Annotated in this window: 14 protein-coding genes; 4 read left to right on the top strand and 10 right to left on the bottom strand. The window is 73.6% G+C overall.

What is annotated here, in order from left to right:
- Nucleotides 1–31: 31 nt before the first annotated feature.
- The 6 genes from BM242_RS02945 to BM242_RS02920 all read right to left on the bottom strand — a co-directional run bounded on the left by BM242_RS02945 (nucleotide 32) and on the right by BM242_RS02920 (nucleotide 9,459).
- Complete coding sequence (locus BM242_RS02945; RefSeq protein ID WP_093836981.1) at nucleotides 32–1,525, bottom strand: Fic family protein; 1,494 nt, start codon at nucleotides 1,523–1,525, stop codon at nucleotides 32–34.
- 443 nt (nucleotides 1,526–1,968) lie between these two features.
- Entirely contained in the window at nucleotides 1,969–3,204 is a 1,236-nt protein-coding gene (locus BM242_RS02940) for a citrate synthase (RefSeq protein ID WP_425443795.1), read from the bottom strand.
- Nucleotides 3,205–3,412: 208 nt separating this feature from the next.
- Nucleotides 3,413–5,797: an SF1B family DNA helicase RecD2 gene (gene recD2, locus BM242_RS02935; RefSeq protein ID WP_245833764.1), complete on the bottom strand. Its 2,385-nt coding sequence runs from the start codon at nucleotides 5,795–5,797 to the stop codon at nucleotides 3,413–3,415.
- Nucleotides 5,798–6,212: 415 nt separating this feature from the next.
- Nucleotides 6,213–7,091 carry a sugar phosphate isomerase/epimerase family protein gene (locus BM242_RS02930; protein ID WP_245833763.1) on the bottom strand — a complete coding sequence of 293 codons (879 nt, stop codon included), beginning with the start codon at nucleotides 7,089–7,091 and terminating at the stop codon, nucleotides 6,213–6,215.
- Nucleotides 7,088–8,290 (bottom strand): dihydrodipicolinate synthase family protein, encoded by a 1,203-nt coding sequence (locus tag BM242_RS02925; protein ID WP_245833762.1) that lies wholly within the window; start codon nucleotides 8,288–8,290, stop codon nucleotides 7,088–7,090. Before BM242_RS02925 ends, BM242_RS02930 begins: the two co-directional genes overlap by 4 nt.
- Entirely contained in the window at nucleotides 8,287–9,459 is a 1,173-nt protein-coding gene (locus tag BM242_RS02920; RefSeq protein WP_093836978.1) for a Gfo/Idh/MocA family protein, read from the bottom strand. Before BM242_RS02920 ends, BM242_RS02925 begins: the two co-directional genes overlap by 4 nt.
- A gap of 234 nt (nucleotides 9,460–9,693) precedes the next feature.
- Between BM242_RS02920 and BM242_RS02915 the strand changes: the two genes are divergently transcribed.
- Together BM242_RS02915 and BM242_RS02910 are read left to right on the top strand one after the other, a co-directional pair.
- Nucleotides 9,694–10,917, top strand: a complete 1,224-nt coding sequence (locus BM242_RS02915) for a LacI family DNA-binding transcriptional regulator (RefSeq protein ID WP_093836977.1) — start codon at nucleotides 9,694–9,696, stop codon at nucleotides 10,915–10,917.
- A 105-nt stretch (nucleotides 10,918–11,022) separates the two neighbouring features.
- On the top strand, nucleotides 11,023–11,601 hold the full coding sequence (locus BM242_RS02910) for an NUDIX hydrolase (RefSeq protein ID WP_245833761.1): 579 nt from the start codon (nucleotides 11,023–11,025) through the stop codon (nucleotides 11,599–11,601).
- A gap of 128 nt (nucleotides 11,602–11,729) precedes the next feature.
- On the opposite strand, the gene BM242_RS29160 is transcribed toward BM242_RS02910, so the two are convergent.
- The 3 genes from BM242_RS29160 to BM242_RS02895 form a co-directional block, all read right to left on the bottom strand.
- Nucleotides 11,730–12,488 (bottom strand): ABC transporter permease subunit, encoded by a 759-nt coding sequence (locus tag BM242_RS29160; protein WP_342746934.1) that lies wholly within the window; start codon nucleotides 12,486–12,488, stop codon nucleotides 11,730–11,732.
- A 71-nt stretch (nucleotides 12,489–12,559) separates the two neighbouring features.
- Nucleotides 12,560–14,128 (bottom strand): ABC transporter permease subunit, encoded by a 1,569-nt coding sequence (locus tag BM242_RS29155; protein ID WP_093836976.1) that lies wholly within the window; start codon nucleotides 14,126–14,128, stop codon nucleotides 12,560–12,562.
- On the bottom strand, nucleotides 14,125–15,111 hold the full coding sequence (locus BM242_RS02895) for an ABC transporter ATP-binding protein (protein WP_093836975.1): 987 nt from the start codon (nucleotides 15,109–15,111) through the stop codon (nucleotides 14,125–14,127). The genes BM242_RS29155 and BM242_RS02895 overlap by 4 nt, the downstream gene beginning before the upstream one ends.
- Before the next feature lie 102 nt (nucleotides 15,112–15,213).
- On the opposite strand from BM242_RS02895, the gene BM242_RS02890 reads away from it, so the two are divergent.
- Together BM242_RS02890 and BM242_RS02885 are read left to right on the top strand one after the other, a co-directional pair.
- Nucleotides 15,214–16,509: a sensor histidine kinase gene (locus BM242_RS02890; protein ID WP_093836974.1), complete on the top strand. Its 1,296-nt coding sequence runs from the start codon at nucleotides 15,214–15,216 to the stop codon at nucleotides 16,507–16,509.
- Nucleotides 16,506–17,201 carry a response regulator gene (locus BM242_RS02885; RefSeq protein ID WP_093836973.1) on the top strand — a complete coding sequence of 232 codons (696 nt, stop codon included), beginning with the start codon at nucleotides 16,506–16,508 and terminating at the stop codon, nucleotides 17,199–17,201. The genes BM242_RS02890 and BM242_RS02885 overlap by 4 nt, the downstream gene beginning before the upstream one ends.
- 68 nt (nucleotides 17,202–17,269) lie before the next feature.
- On the opposite strand, the gene BM242_RS02880 is transcribed toward BM242_RS02885, so the two are convergent.
- Nucleotides 17,270–21,262 carry an ABC transporter ATP-binding protein gene (locus BM242_RS02880; protein WP_093836972.1) on the bottom strand — a complete coding sequence of 1,331 codons (3,993 nt, stop codon included), beginning with the start codon at nucleotides 21,260–21,262 and terminating at the stop codon, nucleotides 17,270–17,272.
- Nucleotides 21,263–21,420 lie beyond the last annotated feature (158 nt).

The following is a 21,420-nucleotide window of genomic DNA, read 5'->3' as shown; positions in this document are numbered from 1 at the left end:
CGCTCCCGCCCGGGATCGCAGCCGTCGTCGGTCAGCCGAGGGCGGAGGTGAAGGTGTGCAGGGCCGCTGCGAGCGTGGTGTCGAGTACTTCCTCCACGCTGTCCCAGCGGCTTTCCGGGCTGTCGGTGTGGATCCAGGTGACGGTCTCACTCGGTGTGGAGACCACGACGGGCTCTGCTTCCTGGCGGAAGGTGTCGCCGGATTCCCGGCCGAGCATCTCGGCGTACACCGTCAGTGCCAGCACACCGGTTTCTCCTCGGCCGACTTTCTGCAGGAACACCAGGAACCGAAGTTCCTGCCCCAGCGCGACCAGGCGGAGGCGGGTCCACCACACGCCTTGCTGGAGGTTGGCGTAAAAGTCCACGCTCCGCGCGGCCTGCACAACCTGCCACCGCCAGAAGCGGGCCTGCGGCTGGGGCGGTGCAACCGCCTTCACCGAGGCGAATGCCCCGGAGTCAATGTCCTTCAAAAGGCTCTCGAACTGGTCCGCCATGGACTGCAGCCAGTCCGTCAGCCGCTGCTGGAGGGCGTCGGCAAGGACCTGCACCTTGCTCGCCCGCTCCCGCGCACCCGTCTCGTCCCGCAGTCCGCGCAGCCGGTCGACGCCGGCCCCGAGGACGGCGAGGGCACCACCAGCGGCCCCTGCTTCCTCCAGGGATTTCGGCGGGCGCTCCAGCTCGCTGCGAAGCGCGACAATCTCCAGCCCGGCGAAGAACCGCACCAGCGGGCGGAGCTCACCTTCGTTCGCCTGGTCGAGGCAGCGCAGATACCGGTCCCGTTCCCGGCGGTCCACCACCAGGGGGGCAAGATCGCACTTCAGCAGCCCGAGCAGGGTGAGACACCGCGCGACACGGCCGTTCCCGTCCTCGAACGGATGGATACGGACAAAGCGATGGTGCAGCCATGCCTCACGGACGAGGGGGTGAACCGACTCCGTGGTGCGGTACTGCCTGATGAGTTCATCCATCTGCGCCGGCACATGCTCGGGGGGCGTGTACTCAAGCATCGAACCATCAGGGCGCCGCACGTGGTTGGCCTGGACCTTCCACTGGCCGTGGTGGAGTGTGGCCTCGAAGGTCTGTCCGGTCGGACCGGTGGCGGTATAGGTGCGCTGGCGGCGGGTCAGCGCCACATGCAGTTCGCGGATCAGCGACGTGGAGACCTCCCGTCCGTCCCGGGCCGCTTCCACCAGGAACTCCAGGGCGTCGTACTGGGACCTGATGATGTCCAGTACGTCTTCCGAGACCACTCCATCGGCCGCCCGGGCCACCGCGTCGGCAGTCAGGCCTTCCGCGACAAGCGCCTCCGTGACTCCCCAGTCGACCTCGTACAGGCGCTCGATGATGCCCGTCTCGATCGCGTGGCGCCGCAGGGAACGGCGACGGGCCTCCTGAAAGGCGGCGTCGTTCAGGGAAACGACGTCCTTCCAGGCCCGCTGCAGAGCCTGTACGGATTCGAGGATGGAGTCGAGGTCCCCGTTCAGAAGCGGCAGGGGTTCAACGTCCGACCACGGAAGATCTGGCATGGGCACGGGCACAGGATAACTGCCACGCGCGGAGGGACCGGCGCCGGCAACAGCCCTGCGTCAGCGCCCGCATACGGCTGGTGAGGGGTGGGTGGGGTGTGTGCGCGTAGACAAGGAGAAAGCGCCTCGCGCCGAGTCCCCCCACTGGGCCCGGGCGAGGCGCTTTGTGCCGCTGACGCGAAGCGTCCCCCCACGGGACCTCGCCCAGTCGGCTCGCCGATGCGGATCCAGCCGAAACCACATCGACGTCACTCAGTTAGACACGACTGGGGCCGGTTCGTTGCCCCCCTGGCGCTGTGATCTGCATCACAATCACGCGGGCCCGGTGCTCCAGTGGAGACCGGGCCCGTACGACCGTGCGGCGTCGTGAGCCGCGCAGAGTGCGGATGTCCTGCGCGGATGTCCTGTGCGGAGGTGTGCGGCAAAGGGCGGTGGAGCCGCGTTCAGCGCTGCTCGACGGGGACGTAGTCCCGCTCGACCACGCCGGTGTAGATCTGCCGGGGGCGGCCGATGCGCGAACCCGGTTCCTTGATCATCTCATGCCACTGGGCGATCCAGCCGGGCAGCCGGCCCAGCGCGAAGAGCACCGTGAACATGGTGGTCGGGAAGCCCATCGCGCGGTAGATCAGACCGGTGTAGAAGTCCACGTTGGGGTAGAGGTTGCGCTGCACGAAGTAGTCGTCGCTGAGCGCCCGGTCCTCCAGGCGGAGGGCGATGTCCAGCAGTTCGTCGGACTTGCCGAGGGCGGAGAGGACCCCGTGCGCGGCCTGCTTGATGATCTTGGCGCGGGGGTCGAAGGACTTGTAGACCCGGTGGCCGAAGCCCATCAGCCGGACGCCGTCCTCCTTGTTCTTCACCTTGCGGATGAAGGTGTCGACATCCCCGCCGGAGGCCGCGATGGACTCCAGCATCTCCAGCACGGCCTGGTTGGCGCCGCCGTGCAGGGGGCCCCACAGGGCGCTGATGCCGGCCGAGATGGAGGCGAACAGGTTGGCGTGCGAGGAGCCGACCAGGCGGACGGTGGAGGTGGAGCAGTTCTGCTCGTGGTCCGCGTGCAGGATCAGCAGCTTGTCCAGGGCGTCGACCACGACCGGGTCCAGCGCGTACTCCTCGGCCGGGACGGCGAAGGTCATGCGGAGGAAGTTCTCCACATAGCCGAGGTCGTTGCGCGGATAGACGAAGGGGTGGCCGACCGCCTTCTTGTAGGCGAAGGCCGCGATGGTCGGCAGCTTGGCCAGCAGCCGGATGGTGGAGAGGTGGCGCTGCTTCTCGTCGAACGGGTTGTGGCTGTCCTGGTAGAAGGTGGACAGCGCGCTGACCACGGAGGAGAGCATGGCCATCGGGTGGGCGTCGCGCGGGAAGCCCTGGTAGAACCGTTTGACGTCCTCGTGCAGCAGCGTGTGCTGGGTGATCTCGTCCCGGAAGGCCGCCAGCTCCTCGGCGGTGGGCAGCTCGCCGTTGATCAGCAGAAAGGCGGTCTCCAGGAACGAGCCGCGCTCCGCGAGCTGTTCGATGGGATAGCCCCGGTAGCGGAGGATGCCCTGCTCGCCGTCCAGGTAGGTGATCGCCGACTTGTAGGCGGCGGTGTTGCCGTAACCGGAGTCCAGGGTCACCAGACCGGTATCGGCGCGCAGCTTGGCGATGTCGAGCCCCTGGTCACCGACCGTGCTCTCCACCATGGGATAGCGGTACTCGTCTTTTCCGTACCGCAGTACTACGGCGCTGTCACTTGCGCGGTGTTCGCTCACGTCTTCCCTCACCGACGTCGTGCCTCTTCTTCGAGGTGCCCTGACTGCTTCCACTGTCCCCCATCCGGCGCCACTTAGTGCACTCGGGGTCAGCCAATGGACGTGTTTTCTGGCACGCAGTGCCGAGCACCAAGGGGCATCAAGGGCATAGCGCCCCGGTGAGCCGCTTGTCCAGTGCCGTATACCGGCTCCCGGCGGAGACGCTGCGCACCGCCTGACCGAGCGCACGGCGCGAGCCGACCAGCACCACCAGCCGTTTCGCCCGGGTCACCGCGGTATACAAAAGATTCCGCTGCAGCATCATCCAGGCACTCATGGTGACCGGAATCACCACGCAGGGATACTCGCTGCCCTGGGACCGGTGGATCGTTACGGCGTAGGCGTGCGCCAGCTCGTCGAGCTCGGTGAAGTCGTAGGGCACTTCCTCGTCTTCCTCGGTGAGCACCGTCAGCCGCTGCTCCACGGGATCGAGGCCGGTGACCACCCCGACCGTGCCATTGAAAACCCCATTTTCTCCTTTGTCATAATTATTTCTGATCTGGGTCACCTTGTCGCCCACACGGAAGACCCGGCCGCCGATCCGCCGCTCCGGCAGGCCGGGACGGGCCGGGGTGATGGCCTCCTGGAGCAGCGCGTTCAGCACCCCCGCGCCCGCCGGGCCGCGGTGCATGGGCGCCAGCACCTGCACATCCCGGCGGGGGTCGAGCCCGAATCTGGCGGGCACCCGGCGGGCCGCCACATCCACCGCCAGCTTCCCGGCGGCCTCGGTGTCCTCCTCGGCGAACAGGAAGAAGTCGGCCAGCCCCTGGGTGACCGGCGGCAGACCGGTGTTGATGCGGTGCGCGTTGGTGACCACCCCGGACTGCTGCGCCTGGCGGAAGATCCGGGTCAGCCGGACCGCCGGGACGGGCCCGGGCTCGGCCAGGAAATCCCGCAGCACCTGGCCGGGGCCGACCGAGGGCAACTGGTCCACATCCCCCACCAGCAGCAGATGCGCGCCCGGCGCCACCGCCTTGACCAGCTTGTTCGCCAGCAGCACATCCAGCATGGAGGCCTCGTCCACGACCACCAGATCGGCGTCCAGCGGGCGGTCCCGGTCATAGGCGGCGTCCCCGCCGGGCCGCAGCTCCAGCAGCCGGTGCACGGTGGAGGCCTCGGCGCCGGTCAGCTCGGCCAGCCGCTTGGCGGCCCGGCCGGTGGGCGCGGCCAGCACCACCTTGGCGCGCTTGGCCCGGGCCAGCTCGACGACGGAGCGGACGGTGAACGACTTGCCGCAGCCGGGGCCGCCGGTCAGCACGGCCACCTTCTCGGTCAGCGCCAGCCGGACCGCCTGCTCCTGCTCGGGCGCCAGCTCGGCGCCGGTACGGGCGGCCAGCCAGGCCAGGGCCTTGCCCCAGTCCACCCCCTGGAAGGCCGAGAGCCGGTCCCCCTCGTTCCGCAGCAGCCGCCGCACCTGGGCGGCCAGGGCGACCTCCGCGCGATGCAGGGGGACGAGATAGATGGCGTCCAGCCGGCCGGCACCGTCCCCGCCCGGGTCCCCGCCGGTGTCCTCGCCGGTGTCCCGGGGCTCGTCGGGTGGTGCGTCGGCGGCGCTGCCGTCCGGGCTGCGCCGGGGCGGTGGTGCGGATGGCGCGGGGCGCTCGGGGATGCGTTCCCGGACGACGCCCTCGGGGTCGTCGGCCAGCTCGGCAAGGCATTCGATCACCAGGCCGGTGTCCACCTGGAGCAGCTTGACCGCGTCCGCGATCAGCCGCTCCTCCGGCAGAAAGCAGTGCCCCTGCTCGGTGGACTGCGACAGCGCGTACTGGAGCCCGGCCTTGACCCGCTCCGGGCTGTCCTGCGGGATGCCGACCGCGCGGGCGATCCGGTCCGCCGTGAGAAAACCGATGCCCCATACGTCGGCCGCCAGCCGGTAGGGCTGGTTCTTCACCACGGAGATGGAGGCGTCGCCGTACTGCTTGTAGATCCGCACCGCGATGGAGGTGGAGACCTCCACGCTCTGCAGGAAGACCATCACCTCCTTGATGGCCTTCTGCTCCTCCCAGGCGGCGGCGATCAGCGCGGTGCGCTTCGGGCCCAGGCCGGGGACAGCGATCAGCCGCTCGGCATCGGCCTCGATGACCTCCAGGGTCTCGGTGCCGAAGTGCTCCACGATCCGCTCGGCGGTCTTCGGGCCGATGCCCTTGATCAGGCCCGAGCCCAGATACCGCTGGATGCCCTGCACGGTGGCGGGCAGCACGGTGGTGTAGTTCTCCACCATGAACTGGCGGCCGTACTGCGGATGCGAGCCCCAGCGGCCCTCCATCCGCAGCGACTCCCCCACCTGGGCGCCGAGCAGCGCCCCGACGACGGTCAGCAGCTCGCCGCCGCCCCGGCCGGTGTCCACCCGGGCGACGGTGTAGCCGTTCTCCTCATTGGCATAGGTGATCCGCTCCAGGACCCCCTCCACCACGGCCCTGCGCGGTGCGCCGGGCTGCGGCGGGGAACCGGATGCGGCACTGGACGGACTTGCCGGACGCGACATGACTCGACGTTAACCGCAGCCGCCGACACCCCGGGATGCCTGTGGAAAACTCCCGCCGCACCCGGGCCCGCCCGCCGTGGCCGCCTCCGGACAACCCGAAGGGCCCGGCCCCCTGCCAGGCCCTTCGATCCCCTCCTGCACCCCGTGCACAGTGAGACATCCGGGATACCCCGGAGGTTGCACATCTGCCCGTATTTTCTTCGACACCGTTCGATCACCATGCGCGCCCAGGGGCGCAGGGGGCGCACGGCCGGGGCACGGAACGGGCATGGCATGGGGCCGGCCCGGGGCGGGGGCCGGCCCGGTGTTCCCTGCGGCGCGAAGCGGGAACGGAACCGGGCCGGCCCGGTCTGCGGCGGGGCGGCGCCAGGTCGACGCCAGGTCAGCGCCCGGTCGGCGCCCGGTCGGCGCCCGGTCAGAAGGTGTGCTGGACGAAGCGCAGGGCGGTCTCGCGCAGCACCTCCAGCCCGTCCCGGGCCCAGAGCGCCTCGTTGAACAGTTCCACCTCGATGGGCAGCGGTGTGGCGGTGGCCGCGTCCACCCGCTGCCGGAACCAGCGCATGTCCACGCAGCCGTCACCGATCTGGCCCCGGCCGTTGAGCACCCCCTCGGGCAGCGGTGTCACCCAGTCCGCCAGCTGGAAGGAGTGGATGCGGCCCTCGGCCCCGGCCCGGGCGATCCCCTGGGCCAGCCGGTCGTCCCACCACAGGTGGTAGGTGTCGATCACCACGCCCACCTGCTCCGCCGGGAACCGTCCGGCCAGCTCCAGCGCCTGGTCCAGGGTGGAGACCACGCAGCGGTCGGAGGCATACATCGGATGCAGCGGCTCGATGGCCAGCCGCACCCCGCGCTCGGCGGCGTACGGCGCCAGTTCGGCCAGCGCGTCCGCGATCCGCTCCCGGGCCCCGGCCAGATCCCCGCTGCCGGGCGGCAGCCCGCCGGAGACCAGCACCAGGGTGCCGGTGCCCAGGGTGGCCGCCTCCTCGATGGCCGCCCGGTTGTCGTCCAGGGCACGCGCCCGCTCGCCCGGGTCCACGGCGGTGAAGAAGCCGCCCCGGCAGAGCGAGGTCACGGCCAGCCCGGCGTCCCGGACCAGCCTGGCGGCGGCGGCCACCCCGTAGGTCTGGACCGGCTCCCGCCACAGGCCCACGGCCGGCACCCCCAGCTCGGTGCAGCCCTTGACCAGCGCGGGCAGACCGAGCTGCTTGACGGTCATCTGATTGATGGAGAAGCGGGCGAGTGCCGGGTCGCCGTTCCCGGCCCCGCCGGACATCGTGCCGTTCGTGTCGCTCATGACTGGGTGACTCCGTGCAGGGCGAGAAGCCGGACCATCCGGTCCCGGGCCAGCTCCGGGTCCGGGAACAGGCCCAGACCGTCGGCCAGCCGGTAGGCGCGGACGAGGTGCGGCAGCGAGCGTGCCGACTGCAGGCCGCCCACCATGGTGAAGTGCTCCTGGTGACCGGCCAGCCAGGCCAGGAAGACCACCCCGGTCTTGTAGAAGCGGGTCGGCGCCCGGAACAGATGCCGGGACAGCTCGACGGTCGGGTCCAGGATCTCCCGGAAGCCCTTGACGTCACCGGTGTCCAGCACCCGTACCGCCCGCGCGGCCAGCGGGCCCAGCGGGTCGAAGATGCCCAGCAGCGCGTGGCTGAAGCCCTGCTCGTCCCCGGCGATCAGCTCCGGATAGTGGAAATCGTCGCCGGTGTAGCACCGCACGCCCTGCGGCAGGCGGCGGCGCAGATCGATCTCCCGCTGGGCGTCCAGCAGGGAGATCTTCACCCCGTCCACCTTGTCCGGGTGGTCGGCGATCACGGCGAGGAAGGTCCCGGTGGCCGCGTCCAGGTCCTCGCTGCCCCAGTAGCCGGTCAGCGCCGGGTCGAACATCGGGCCGAGCCAGTGCAGGATCACCGGCTCGGTGGCCTGGCGCAGCAGATACCCGTACAGCTCCCGGTAGTCCTCCGGCCCGCGGGCGGTGGCGCACAGGGCGCGCGAGGCCATGAGGATGGCCTGGGCGCCGGCCGATTCGACGACCGCGAGCTGCTCCTCGTAGGCGTGGCGGACCGCGGCGGCGTCCGCCCCGCGCGGCGGAAGCTGGTCGGTGCCCACGCCGCAGGCGATCCGGCCGCCGACGGCCCGGGCCTCGGCCGCCGAGCGGCGGATCAGCTCGGCAGCGCCGGCCCAGTCCAGGCCCATGCCGCGCTGGGCGGTGTCCATGGCCTCGGCCACCCCCAGGCCCTGCGCCCACAGGTGGCGGCGGAAGGCCAGGGTGGCGTCCCAGTCCACGGCGGCCGGGCCGTCCGGGGTGGTGTCGGCGAAGGGATCGGCCACCACATGCGCGGCGGAGAAGACGATCCGGGAGACCAGCGGCGCGCCGTCCCGAGGGTCCGGGCCGCCCGCGCCGGGGGTGGTGGCGGCGGCCGGGCGGGGCCGGTACGGCTGGAGGGTGCCGTCCGCGGCGGGCAGCAGCAGGGACGGGATCGCGGCGGCGGTCACAGGCTCAGCTCCGGCACGTCCAGGCGGCGGCCCTCGGCCGCCGACCGCAGGCCCAGCTCGGCAAGCTGCACGCCCCGGGCGCCGGCCAGCAGGTCCCAGGTGTAGGGCTCGTCCAGTTCCACATGGCGCAGGAACAGCTCCCACTGCGCCTTGAAGCCGTTGTCGAACTCGGCGTTGTCCGGCACCTCCTGCCACTGGTCGCGGAACGGCTCGGTGGCCGGGATGTCCGGGTTCCACACCGGCTTGGGGGTGGCCGAGCGGTGCTGCACACGGCAGTTGCGCAGGCCGGCCACGGCCGAGCCCTCGGTGCCGTCCACCTGGAACTCCACCAGTTCGTCCCGGTTCACCCGGACCGACCAGGAGGAGTTGATCTGGGCGACGATGCCGCCGTCGAGCTGGAAGATGCCGTAGGCGGCGTCGTCCGCGGTGGCCGGATACGGCTTGCCCCGCTCGTCCCAGCGCTGCGGGATATGGGTGGCGGTCAGCGCCTGCACGGCGGTGACCCGCCCGAACAGCTCGTGCAGCACATACTCCCAGTGCGGGAACATGTCGACCACGATTCCGCCGCCGTCCTCGGCGCGGTAGTTCCAGGACGGCCGCTGGGCGGACTGCCAGTCGCCCTCGAAGACCCAGTAGCCGAACTCGCCGCGCACCGAGAGGATGCGGCCGAAGAAGCCGCCGTCGATCAGCCGCTTGAGCTTGAGCAGGCCCGGCAGGAAGAGCTTGTCCTGCACCACGCCGTGCTTGATGCCGGCGGCCCGGGCCAGCCCGGCCAGCTCCAGCGCCCCGGTCAGGCCGGTGGCGGTGGGCTTCTCGGTGTAGATGTGCTTCCCGGCGGCGACCGCCTTCCGGATCGCCTCCTCGCGGGCGAGGGTGACCTGGGCGTCGAAGTAGACGGAGACCGAGTCGTCGGCGAGCACCGCGTCCAGGTCGGTGGAGACGGCGTCCGGGTCCAGGCCGTGCCGCTCGGCAAGCGCCTTCAACGCGTATTCCCGGCGGCCCACCAGGACGGGTTCGGGCCAGATGACCGTGCCGTCCCCGGCGTCGATGCCGCCCTGTTCGCGGATCGCCAGAATCGAGCGGACCAGGTGCTGGCGGTAACCCATGCGCCCGGTGACGCCGTTCATGGCGATCCGGACGGTCCTTCGGCCGGCGGCCGTCTGGCTCATGGAGGGGGTCCTTTCCTGGGCAGGGATGGAGGTGAAGCGGTGTAGTAAGCGCTTTCTATCACTACAGACGCTAACCTGCCCACAGCGGCGAGACAAGCCCTGGGCGTCCGGAAGACTTCCGGCACGCCCGGTGAGCGGGAGATCATCATCACCGCACCGCACCGCAGCACATCGAACCGCACCGCATCGCACCGCACCGCACCGCACCGCACCGGAGCTGACCGGAGGAATGGCATGGCAGTGACGCTGGCCGACGTGGCCGCCCGAGCGGGGGTCTCCGCGGCGACCGTCTCCCGCGTGCTGAACGGCAATTACCCGGTGGCCCGGACCACCCGCAGCCGGGTGATGCGCGCCGTGGAGGAGCTGGAGTACGTGGTGAACGGGCCGGCCAGCTCACTCGCCGCGGCCCGCTCCGACCTGATCGGAGTGCTGGTCAACGACATCGCCGACCCCTTCTTCGGCATCATGGCCAGCGCCATCCAGAACGAGATCTCCCCGGTGACGGGCGCGGGCGGCGGGGGCGCCGCGGGCGCCGCAGCGAGCGGAGCCGGAGCCGGCGGGGCCCCGGGCGGCGGCGAGGGGGCGCCCGGGCAGAAGCTGGCCGTGGTGTGCAACACCGGCGGGGTGCCGGAACGCGAGCTGACCTATCTCACCCTGCTGCAGCGGCAGCGGGCCGCGGCCGTGGTGCTGACCGGCGGTGCGATCGAGTCCCCGGCGCACAGCGCGGCGCTCGCGGTCCGGCTGCGCCGGCTGGAGCGCGCGGGCGCCCGGGTGGTGCTGTGCGGGCGTCCGCCGCTGCCGGTGCCCGAGCCGGAGGGCGGCGCGCAGGGCGCCGAGAGCGCCATGACCGGACCGGACCGCAGCCGCGGCGCGGACGCCGAGGCCGGGCAGCCGATCGCGGTCACCTTCGACAACCGGGGCGGCGCCCGCACCCTGACCGAGCACCTGCTGTCGCTGGGCCACCGGCGGCTGGGCTATCTGGCCGGCCCGGCCGACCGCACCACCACCCGGCACCGTCTGGAGGGCCACCGGGCCGCGCTCGCCGACGCGGGACTGGACGCCACCGAGGCCGCCGGCGACCGGCTGATCCTGCACGGCGGCTACGACCGGGCCTCCGGCTACGACGGCGCGCTGGAGCTGCTGCGCCGCGATCCCGGGGTGACGGCCGTCCTGGCCGCCAATGACACCGCGGCGCTGGGCGTCTGCGCGGCGCTGCGCGACCGGGGGCTGCGCATCCCGGAGGACATCTCGGTCACCGGCTTCGACGACCTGCCGTTCGCGGCGGACGCCGCGCCCGCGCTGACCACGGTGCGGATTCCGCTGCACGACGCGGGAGCGCGCGCCGGGCGGCTGGCGCTGGGGCTGGAGGCGCCGCCGGCCGGCGGCATCGCCACCATCCGCTCGGAGCTGATGGTCCGCGCCTCCACGGCCCCGCCGTCCCGCCGCACCGGCGGCTGAGCCGCAGCGCGCCCGGGCGGGGCGCACGGCCCGGGGCGCCGGAGGTGTCGCCGGAGTGTGCCCGCGGCCGGACCGGCGAGGGCCGCGCGCCGTTAGGCTGCGGCCATGGAAGACGCCGCTTCGCACCCGTCCCCGGAGCCGGGTTCCGCCGACGCCGCCGACACCCCGGACGCCCCCGACGCCCCGGACGCCGCCGGGGCTCCGCTGGCCACCGGGCCGCGCGGCATGCAGTTGCTGGACTTCCTGCGGCTGCCCGAGGAATCGGCCTTCACCGCCGACGTCTTCGCCGGTCACCCGGTGACATATGTGCTGGTCGTCCTCCGCGACCGCAGGGGACGGCTGCTGCTGGTGCACGAGCGCGGCCGGGCCTGCTGGGAGCTGCCCGGCGGCGGCATCGAGCCCGGCGAGTCCCCGCGCGAGGCCGCCGTGCGCGAGCTGCGCGAGGAGGCGGGCCATGACATCGCGGCGCACGCGCTGCGGTTCGAGGGCTTCGCCCGCACCAAGCTGCCCGACCGCCGCACCCTGCACGGCGCGGTCTTCACCGGCGACGCCGAGGAGTCGGCCGGTTTCCTCCCGACCGACGAGATCGCCGCCGTCCACTGGTGGGACGGGCACAGCCCGGTCCCGGAACCCGGCGAACTCCAGACCGTGGACACCTGTCTGGCGGAGCTGGTGCGCGGCTGAGGCCCCGGGCGGCACGGTTGGGGTCCGCCGCTTCCCCGCCCCGCCCGGGTGCGGGTACGCCCGCCCGCCGCGGCTCCGGCCCCCGCTGCCCGCTGCCCGCTGCCCGAGGGCCGGGTCCCGTCCGTCCGCTAGACGTCACGCGTGCACAGCACCGCGGCGCCGGCCGCCAGGGCGGCGGCGGTCCAGGCGGTGAGAACGGCCAGGCCGGGCCAGGGACCGATGGGCAGCCCGTCCAGGTTGGCGGTGGCCTGGACGGCCAGCCCGGCGGTGGACGGGGCCAGCCGCAGCAGGCGTTCCTGCCATTCCGGTTCCGACACCAGGCCGGCCAGCAGCGGCAGCAGATAGCACACGGCGAGCACCGCGGTGACCGCGGTCGCCGTGTCGCGCAGCGCCGCGCCCGCGCCCAGCGCCAGCAGCGCGGTGAGCACCAGGTAGAGCACGGTGCCCGCGGCGGCGCGCAGCACCGGCCCTTCGGTGAGCGCGGGCAGCGGGAAGCCGTCCGCCGCCAGCACCCGCCGTCCGGCCAGCAGCGCGCCGGCCACCGCCGCCGCGCCCGCCGCCGCCGTCAGCGCGCCCACCACCAGCGCCTTGGCGGCGAGCAGCCGGAGCCGCCGGGGCTCGGCGGCCAGCGCGGCCCGGATGGTGCCGGTGCCGTACTCCCCGCTGACCGCGAGCACCGCCAGCACGATCACCGCGCCCTGGCCCAGCCAGATCCCGGTCAGGCCGATCCGCACGGTGTCCTCGTGGCACTCGGCCGGCACCGGGCAGGCGCCCGCGGTGAGCGAGCCGGAGACCGCCACGCCCGCCGCCACGGTCAGCCCCACCACGGCGGACAGCAGCCACCAGGTGCTGGTCAGGGTGCGCAGCTTGGTCCACTCCGCGTGCACCGTGCCCAGTCGCCGGGCCCCCGCCCTGGCCCCCGGCCCCGGTCCCGGCCCCGGCCCCGGTCCCGGCCCGCTCACGCGTCCCGCTTCCGCAGCCGCCAGGCGGCCAGGGCCAGCACCGCCGCCGTGTAGAGCAGCAGGGTGGTCAGCCCCGTCCACGGCCCCTGCGGGTAGCAGGCGTTCTCCGGCAGGCACAGCCGCTCCACATGCCCGTAGCGGGGCAGCGTCTGCTGGACGGCGAAGCCCGCCATGGGGGTGAGCCGCTGCAGCCACTGCGACAGTTCCAGCGGCAGCGTGCTGACCAGGATCAGCGGCAGCACGAACACCACCACCACCGCGGTGATGGACACCGCCGTGGAGCGGGTCAGCGCCCCCAGCCCCAGCGCCAGCACGGCGATCAGGGCCAGCAGCAGGCCGGTGCCCAGCACCGCCCGCAGCACCGCCGCGTCGCCCAGCGCCAGTTCCGGGAACATCGGCGGCACATGCCCGTTGTCCCGCAGCACCGGCATGGCCAGCAGGAACGACACCAGGGCCGCGACCAGTCCGGCGGCAAAGGCCACGGCACCGATCACCACTGCCTTGGCCGCCAGCACCCGGCCGCGGCGCGGGCCGGCGGTGAAGGTGGTGCGGATCATGCCGCGCCGGTACTCGGCGGTGATGAACAGCACGCCGACGGCGGCGATCAGCACCAGGCCGAGCTGGCTGCCGTTCAGGGCGGTCGCGGCCAGATCGGTGTCGGTGGGCGCCGGGCCGATGTCGCCGGAACCGGTGAGGGTGAAGACGGAGCCGGAGCGGCGGAACTCCCCCGGGTCCCCGGCGGAGGGTGAGACGCCGCCGATGTCGGTGTGCCGCCAGTCCCGCGCCGTCACCCCGCCCTCGATGCTCACCTCGTCGAAGTCGGCGGTGGCGCTGGAACCGAGCTGTCCGACCGTGACATTGCCGAACGCCCGCTCCATGCGGGTGATGTCGGGCGAGCCCACGAACAGGCCCACGCTCAGCTCCTCCGGGGCGTCCGCCAGCCGTACCGTGCCGACCTCGCTCCACTCCTCGCCGTCGGCGGACTCGTAGCCGGTGACGGTGGAGCCGGTGCGGGTCAGCCGCAACCAGTGCGGGGTGTCCGGGGAGGCGGCGGCGCTGCCGGGCACGTCCCGGGCGAACTCGCTCTGCATCCGCACCCCGTGCCCGGCGGTGACCATCAGGGCGGCGTAGTCGGCGCCGGGGGTGAGGCTCTCCCTGATCAGCAGCCCGGCCTTGGCCCATTCCGGGGCCTGTTCCGGCTCCACCCCGGCCGGCCCGGACACCCGGGCGGTGATGCTGCCGTCCCCGTGCAGCGCGCGGTGCGCGAAGCCGACGCTGTCGACGAGCTGCTGTCCCTCCCGGCCCGCGGGCACGGGCGGCCGGTCCTGGTCGGCGATCTCCACCGAGGAACCGGCGGCGGAGAAGAAGGAGATCAGTACGGTCAGCGCGATGCCCCCGAGCAGGGTCAGGCCCCAGCGGGGCACGGTGCGCAGCTTGGTCCACTCGGCGTGCAGAAGCTGCGGAAAGCCGTCGCGCGCGGCGGGCGGCGACGCCGGGCCGGCGCCGGCCCGGTCACGGTCGCGGTCGCGGTCGCGGTCGCGGTCGCGCGTCTCCGGGAGGGTCATCGCCGGTCCTCCCCGCTCGCCGGTCCGGACGGTCCGGACGGTCCGGACGGTCCGGACGGTCCGGCGGCGAACTCGGCCGCTTCCCTGGTCAGTTCCATGTAGGCCTCCTCCAGCGTGGCGCGGTGCGCGGCGACCCCGGAGAAGGCCACGCCCGCCCCGCCGAGCAGGGCCACCACCCGCTGCGCGTCCAGGCCCGAAACGGTCAGGGTCCCGCGTCCGGTGGCCGCCACCGTCGCCCCGGCGTCGGCCAGCACGGTCATGGCCCGGTCCCGGTCCGGCTCGCCGGTGCGCACCTCCACCCGGTCGCCGGAGGCGCCGGCCAGCAGCTCCCGCACGGACGTGTCGGCCAGCACCCTGCCGCGCCCGATGACCACCAGGTGGTCGGCGGTGCCCTCCAGTTCGCTCATCAGATGGCTGGAGACCAGCACCGCCCGCCCCTGCGCGGCCAGCGAACGCAGCAGACCGCGCATCCAGCGGATGCCCTCCGGGTCGAGGCCGTTGACCGGCTCGTCGAAGAGCAGCACGGGCGGGTCGCCGAGCAGTGCGGCGGCGATGCCCAGCCGCTGGCGCATGCCGAGCGAGTAGCCGCCGGCCCGGCGGCGGGCGGCCGGGCCGAGGCCGGTCTGCTCGATCACCTCGTCCACCCGGCGGGCGGGCAGGCGGTGCGAGTGGGCCAGCCACAGCAGATGGTCCCGGCCGCGCCGGGCGGGGTGCACGGCCGCGGCGTCCAGCAGGGCGCCGACGGCGAGCAGCGGATTGCGCAGCTCCCGGTAGGGGCGGCCCCCGATCAGCGCGCTGCCCTCCTCGGCCCGGTCCAGGCCGAGCAGGATGCGCATGGTGGTGGACTTGCCCGCCCCGTTGGGGCCGACGAAGCCGGTGACCTGCCCGGGCTCCACGGTGAAGGACATCCCGTCCAGGGCCGTCACCGCCCCGAACCGTTTGCGCAGTCCGCGCACTTCGATCTGTGCTTCATTGCCGTCCATGGCCCGCCACGCTACGGATCGGCGGCGTGCGGGTCGTCACGCGGCGGAGCGGTCCCGGTATCCCCCGCGCGGGGGACTCGCCGCAGGCCGGGGGCGGTGACAATGGCACCCGTGACGGCACCTGCCACAGCCATGGCCGCCGCCCTGTCCCGGCGGCCGGAGTTCCCGGTCGCCGCCGCGTCGCTGCCGGCGCTGGCGGCGTCGGCCGAGGTGCTGCTGCGCCTGGACGGCCGGATGCCGCCCGCGCCGGCCCTGGCCCTGGCGCTGTGCACCACGGCCCCGGTCGCGGTACTGGCGCGCCCGGCCGGGAACCGGGAGCGGCCGGCGGCCCTGGCGGCGGTGACGGTCGCCGCCGCCGGCCTGCTGTCCCTGGCTCCGTTCCAGGTGCTGACCGTGGCCGGGTTCGGCGCGCTGCTGTTCTGCCTCCACCGGGCGGGCCGGTGGGGGCCGCGCCGGCTCGCCCTGCTGCTGCCGCTGCCCTTCGCCGGCTATGCGCTCGCCGCCCCGCCCGGCCCGGACGCCGCCTCCCGCCTCGTCCCGGTCGTGGTCGCCGTGTGCGCGGCTGCCGCCGCCGGGGCCGGGCTGTCCCGCCGGGCGCGCGCCACGGCGCTGGAGCACAGCGCGACCGAACGGGCCATCGCCGACACCCTGGCGGAACACGCGGCCCGCGGCGAACGGGCCCGGATCGCCCGGGAGCTCCACGATGTGGTGGCCCATCATGTCTCGATGATCGCCGTCCAGGCCGAGACCGCCCGGCTGACCACCCCGGACCTGCCCCCGGCGGGTGCGGAACGCTTTCTCGCCATCGGTGACACGGCGCGCACCGCGCTCACCGAGATGCGCCGGCTGCTGGGCGTGCTGCGCGAGGACACCGGCGAGGGAGAGCCGGCCGCCCGGGCCGCCCGCCGCCCCCAGCCCGGTCTGGACCGGCTCGGCGAGCTTGTGGACGAGGCCCGCGACGTCTCCGGCGCGACCACCCGGCTGATTCTGCGGGGACGGCGACGGCCGCTGGACCCGGGCGTCGAACTCACCGCCTACCGCGTCGTCCAGGAGGCCCTGACCAACGCGCGCCGGCATGCGCCGGGCGCGGCCGTGGACGTCGAGCTCCGCTGGACGGACGACGCCCTGCGGCTGCGCATCCGGGACAACGGCCCCGGGGCGGTCCCGGCCCCCCGCTCCGGCGGCGGCCACGGCCTGCTCGGCATGCGGGAACGGATCGGCATGGCGGGCGGCGAGCTCCGCTCCGGCCCGGCCCGCAGCGGCGGCTTCCTCATCGAAGCGGTCTTCCCCGCCCCGCCCCCGGCTCCCGCCCGCTCGGCCTCCCCCTCGCCCTCCTCCTCGCCCTCCTCCCCGCCCGGCTCCGGCACCGGCACCGCCGCCCGGGAGCACGCCGGATGACCGCCGCCGCGCCGCTGCGTCTGGTCATCGCCGACGACCACGAGGTGGTGCGCGCCGGATACGCCGGGCTCCTCGCCACCCAGCCGGACTTCTCCGTCGTCGGCACGGCCGCCGACGGCGGCGAGGCCGTCCGCCTGTGCCGGGAACTGCGCCCGGACCTGGTGCTGATGGATGTCCGCATGCCGGTGATGGACGGCATCGAGGCCACCGCCCGTCTCACCGGCACCGCGGTCCGCGTGCTCATCCTGACCACCTTCGACCTCGACGAGTACGTCTACGACGCGCTCGGCGCCGGCGCCGGCGGCTTCCTCCTCAAGGATGTGACGGCGGAACGCCTCTTCGACGCCGTCCGCGTGGTCGCCGCCGGGGAGGCCCTGCTGGCCCCCACCGTCACCCGCCGGCTGATCGCCGAATTCGCCCGGCTGCGCCCCGCCACGACCGGTCCCCGCCCGGCCCCCGGCCTGGATCTGCTCACCCCCCGGGAGCGCCAGGTCCTGCGGCTGCTCGCCGAGGGCCTGTCCAACCCGGAGATCGGCGCCCGTCTCCACATCACCGACGAGACGGTCAAGACCCATGTCAGCCGCATCCTCACCAAGCTGGGCCTGCGCGACCGCACCCAGGCGGTCATCGCCGCCTACGAATCCGGCATCGTCATCCCCGGCACCGCCTCCGACGGCCGGCACCTGCCGTAGCATCCGGCGGCACCATGGGACCGGCATTTCCCTGCGGCAGCCGGCGGACCGGGCGGCAGCCGCGGCAGTCAGGCCGTGGTCGGGACCGGGGTGGTGGTGTAGGTGGTCCAGAGGGTGGCATAGGGGCCGGGGACGGCGAGGAGCTCCTCGTGGCTGCCGTCCTGGACGACGCGGCCCCGGTCGAGGACCACGACGCGGTCCGCGCGGGCCGCGGTGGTGAGGCGGTGCGCCACCACCAGGGTGGTGCGGCGGCCGGTCAGGCGGTCGGCGGCCTCGTTGACCAGCGCCTCGGTGGCCAGATCGAGGGCGGCGGTGGCCTCGTCCAGCAGCAGGATGTCGGGGTCGACGAGTTCGGCGCGGGCCAGGGCGATCAACTGGCGCTGGCCGGCCGAGAGATTGCGTCCGCGCTCGGCGACCTGATGCAGATAGCCGTCGGAGAGGGTGGCGATCATGTCATGGGCGCCGACCGCCCGCGCGGCGGCCTCCACCTCGGCGTCGGTGGCGTCCGGGCGCCCGTAGGCGATGGCATCGCGCACCGTGCCGGCGAACAGATACGGCTCCTGCGGCACGACGCCGAGGCGGCGGCGGTAGCCGGTCAGGTCCAGCTCGCGCAGGTCGGTGCCGTCGGCGCGGACCGCGCCCGAGGTGGGGTCGTAGAACCGGGCGGCCAGCTTGACCAGGGTGGACTTTCCGGCGCCGGTCTCGCCCACGAAGGCGACGGTCTGGCCCGCCGGGATGTGCAGGCTGACGCCGGACAGCGCCTCGTCGCCCGGGCCCTCGGCGGTGGCATAGCGGAAGTGCACCCGGTCGAAGGAGAGCTCGCCGCGCAGCCGGCCGGTGACCGGGCGCGGCTGGGCCGGGGGCGGGGTGGTGGTGGGCTCGCGCAGCAGTTCCTGGATGCGGCGCAGCGAGACCATCGCCTGCTGGTAGCCGTCGAAGACCTGGGAGAGCTGCTGCACCGGGGCGAAGAACAGCTCGATGTAGAGCAGATAGGCGACCAGCGCGCCCGCGGTGAGGGTGCCGTTCTCGATCCGCCCGGCGCCGGCGACCAGCACGCCCGCGGTGGCCAGGGTCGCCAGGAGCTGCACGAACGGGAAGTAGACGGAGATCAGCCACTGGCCGCGCACCCGGGCCCGGCGGTAGCCGTCGGAGCCCTCGCGGTAGCGGCGGCAGGAGGCGTCCTCCCGGCGGAAGACCTGGAGGACCCGCAGCCCGGCGACGGACTCCTGGAGATCGGCGTTGACCCCGCTGACCCGCTCGCGGGCCAGTTCGTAGGCGCGGACGCTGGCCCGGCGGAAGAAGACGGTGCCGGCCGCGAGCGGGACGAGGGTGGCCAGCACGATCAGGGCGAGGGCACCGTCGATGGCGACCAGGACGACCAGGATGCCGAAGAAGGTGAGGACGGCGACCAGGGCCTGGACCAGGCCGGTCTGGAGAAAGGTGGTCAGCGCGTCCACATCGGTGGTCATCCGGGTCATGATCCGGCCGGTCAGCTCGCGCTCGTAGTAGTCCAGGCCGAGCCGCTGGAGATGGGCGAAGATCTTGACGCGCAGGGCGTACAGGGCGCGTTCGCCGGTGCGGCCGACCGCGCGGATGGAGCCGAACTGGGCCGCCCACTGGGCGAGGACGACCAGCAGGGCCAGCCCCGAGGCCGCCCATACGGCGCCCAGCGCGGCCTGGGTGACGCCCTCGTCGATGCCGTGCCGGATCAGCACGGGAAGCAGCAGGGAGAACACCGCGTCGCCGGCGACCAGCAGCAGGGCGAAGAGGAGCGGGACGCCGAGGCCGCGCAGCAGGCGGCGCAGGCCGTAGGACTCCTCGGCGCGGGCGGCCCGCCGCTCGTCCACCTCCGGGGTGTCGTCGGCCGGGGGCAGGGCGGCGACCTGGGCGAGCAGCTCGTCGGTCGCGGCGGCCGAGGCCATGGCGGCGGCGAAGCCGGGCGGGCCGGGCGCGGCGGCGGAGGCGGAGGCGGCCGGGCCGGCGCCGTCGGCGGAGGGGGACGCGGCGGCGCCGGTGGCGGCACCGGTGGTGTCCCGGCCGGGCCAGAGGGAGGGGGTGATGCCCCCGTTCCCGTCGGCCGGCGCGAGGCGGCCGTCGCCGTCGCCGCCGGCCGTCGTGGCGTCGCCGCCGGCCGTCGCGGCGGCTGCGGACACCGCACGGCCGGCCGGGTCGTGCTCGGTCCCGCTCATCTCCGCCGGATCGGCCAGCAGCCGCCGGTAGAGCTCGCAGCGCTCCTGGAGCTCGGTGTCGGTGCCGATGTCGACCAGCCGGCCGCCGTCCAGCACGGCGATCCGGTCGGCCAGCAGCAGAGTGGAGCGGCGGTGGGCGATCAGGACCGTGGTGCGGCCGGCCATCACTCCGCGCAGCGCCTCGTGGATCTCGTGCTCCACCCGGGCGTCCACCGCCGAGGTGGCGTCGTCCAGCACCAGCAGCCGCGGGTTGGTGACGATGGCCCGGGCCAGCGCCATGCGCTGCCGCTGCCCGCCGGAGAGGGTGAGCCCCTGCTCGCCGATGACGGTGTCGTAGCCGTCCGGCAGGGCCTGGATGAAGCCCTCGGCCTGGGCAGCGCGCGCGGCGGCCCGGATCTGCTCCTCGGTGGCGTCCGGGGCGCCGTAGGCCAGATTGGCGCGGATGGTGTCGGAGAACAGGAAGGCGTTCTCCGGAACCAGCCCGATGGCCGCCCGGAGCGAGGAGGAGGTGAGATCCCGCAGGTCGTGGCCGCCGATCCGGACGGCACCGGAATCCGGGTCGTAGAACCGGGGCAGCAGCTGCGCCAGGGTGGTCTTGCCGCTGCCCGAGGTGCCGACCACGGCCAGGGTCTCGCCGGGCGGCACCCGCAGCGACACCTCGCGCAGCACGGTCCGGTCGCGGTAGGCGAAGGTGACCTTGTCGAGTTCGAGATCGGCCCGGGCGTCGGCGGGCAGGGCATGGGCGTCCGGGCGCTCGGTGATCTCCGGGCGGGTGTCGATCAGCTCCAGCACCCGCTCCACACCGGCCCGCGCCTGCTGCCCCATGGTGAGGATGACGGTCAGCATCCGCACCGGGCCGACCAGCATCGCCAGATAGGTGGAGAAGGCGACGAAGGTGCCCAGGGTGATCTGGCCCCGGGCGGCCATCCAGCCGCCCAGCGCCAGCATGCCGACCTGCCCCAGCGCGGGCACGGCCTGGAGCGCGGGGGTGTAGCGGGCGTTCAGCCGCACCGTCCGCATCCGGGCGGCGAACAGGGCGCGGGAGGCGGACCGCAGCTTGCCCGTCTCCTGCTCCTCCTGGCCGAAGCCCTTGACCACCCGGACGCCGGTGATGGCGCCGTCCACCACCCCGGCCACGGCGCCGGCCTGGCCCTGGGCGTACCAGGTGGCGGGGAAGAGCCGGACCCGGCTGCGCCGGGCGATGAACCACAGGGCCGGGCCGACGGCCAGCGCGACCAGGGTGAGCAGCGGGGAGAGCGCCAGCATCACCACCAGCGAGACGGCGAACAGCATGAAGTTGCCGATGGTCATCGGCATCATGAAGAGCAGGCCCTGGACGAGCTGGAGGTCGCTGGTGGAGCGGCCGACGACCTGGCCGGTGGAGAGCTCGTCCTGGCGGCGGCCGTCCAGCCGGACCAGCGTCCGGTACATCTCGGTGCGCAGATCGTGCTGCACGTCCAGGCCGAGCCGGCCGCCGTAGTAGCGGCGCAGATAGGTGAGCAGATAGACGACGACGGCGGCGGCGATCAGCAGGGTGATCCACCCTCCGAGGCCGGACTCGCCGCCGACGATCACCTCGTCGATGATCACCTTGGTGATCAGCGGCATCAGGGCCATCACGCCCATGCCGGCCAGGGCGGAGCCCAGCGAGATCAGCAGATTGCGGCGGTAGACCCGGCAGTAGGCGGTCAGCCGGCGGATCCAGCCCGGTTCGCTCTCCGCACCGCCGCCGCGCTGCTTTCTCCTGCCGTCCGCGGTCTCCCGTCCGCTGCCGCTGTCCGTCACTCCCCGCTCCTCCGGTCGGCTCGGCCCCGTCTTCCCGCCGGACAGGCCAACACGATCACCGGCGCTTTCATTCCGCCTTCCGATCATGGACCCGCCGGTCCGCGACCGCTTCTGATCAGGAGGTCATGGCGTTGCGCACGGTGGCGGGCGCTCCGTAACGTGGCGGGGTGGGAGGTTTCGCCATGGGATTCATCAAGAGCGGGCCCGTCGGTGCGTGGCGCACCGGCGTGTGGAGCCCGCTTCGC

Source organism: Streptomyces aidingensis (genome assembly GCF_900112355.1).
Classification (GTDB): domain Bacteria; phylum Actinomycetota; class Actinomycetes; order Streptomycetales; family Streptomycetaceae; genus Streptomyces; species Streptomyces aidingensis.
This window is presented reverse-complemented; position numbering and strand designations above follow the sequence as displayed.

Bases quoted from the DNA above. Each gene is read 5' to 3' on its own strand.
- BM242_RS02880 (WP_093836972.1), bottom strand. From the start codon at position 21,262: ATGATCGGAAGGCGGAATGAAAGCGCCGGTGATCGTGTTGGCCTGTCC.
- BM242_RS02895 (WP_093836975.1), bottom strand. From the start codon at position 15,111: ATGGACGGCAATGAAGCACAGATCGAAGTGCGCGGACTGCGCAAACGG.
- BM242_RS02945 (WP_093836981.1), bottom strand. From the start codon at position 1,525: ATGCCAGATCTTCCGTGGTCGGACGTTGAACCCCTGCCGCTTCTGAAC.
- BM242_RS02915 (WP_093836977.1), top strand. From the start codon at position 9,694: ATGGCAGTGACGCTGGCCGACGTGGCCGCCCGAGCGGGGGTCTCCGCG.
- BM242_RS29155 (WP_093836976.1), bottom strand. From the start codon at position 14,128: ATGACCCTCCCGGAGACGCGCGACCGCGACCGCGACCGCGACCGCGAC.
- BM242_RS02930 (WP_245833763.1), bottom strand. From the start codon at position 7,091: ATGAGCGACACGAACGGCACGATGTCCGGCGGGGCCGGGAACGGCGAC.
- BM242_RS02890 (WP_093836974.1), top strand. From the start codon at position 15,214: ATGGCACCCGTGACGGCACCTGCCACAGCCATGGCCGCCGCCCTGTCC.
- BM242_RS02910 (WP_245833761.1), top strand. From the start codon at position 11,023: ATGGAAGACGCCGCTTCGCACCCGTCCCCGGAGCCGGGTTCCGCCGAC.
- BM242_RS02885 (WP_093836973.1), top strand. From the start codon at position 16,506: ATGACCGCCGCCGCGCCGCTGCGTCTGGTCATCGCCGACGACCACGAG.
- recD2 (WP_245833764.1), bottom strand. From the start codon at position 5,797: ATGTCGCGTCCGGCAAGTCCGTCCAGTGCCGCATCCGGTTCCCCGCCG.
- BM242_RS02920 (WP_093836978.1), bottom strand. From the start codon at position 9,459: ATGAGCCAGACGGCCGCCGGCCGAAGGACCGTCCGGATCGCCATGAAC.
- BM242_RS02940 (WP_425443795.1), bottom strand. From the start codon at position 3,204: ATGGTGGAGAGCACGGTCGGTGACCAGGGGCTCGACATCGCCAAGCTG.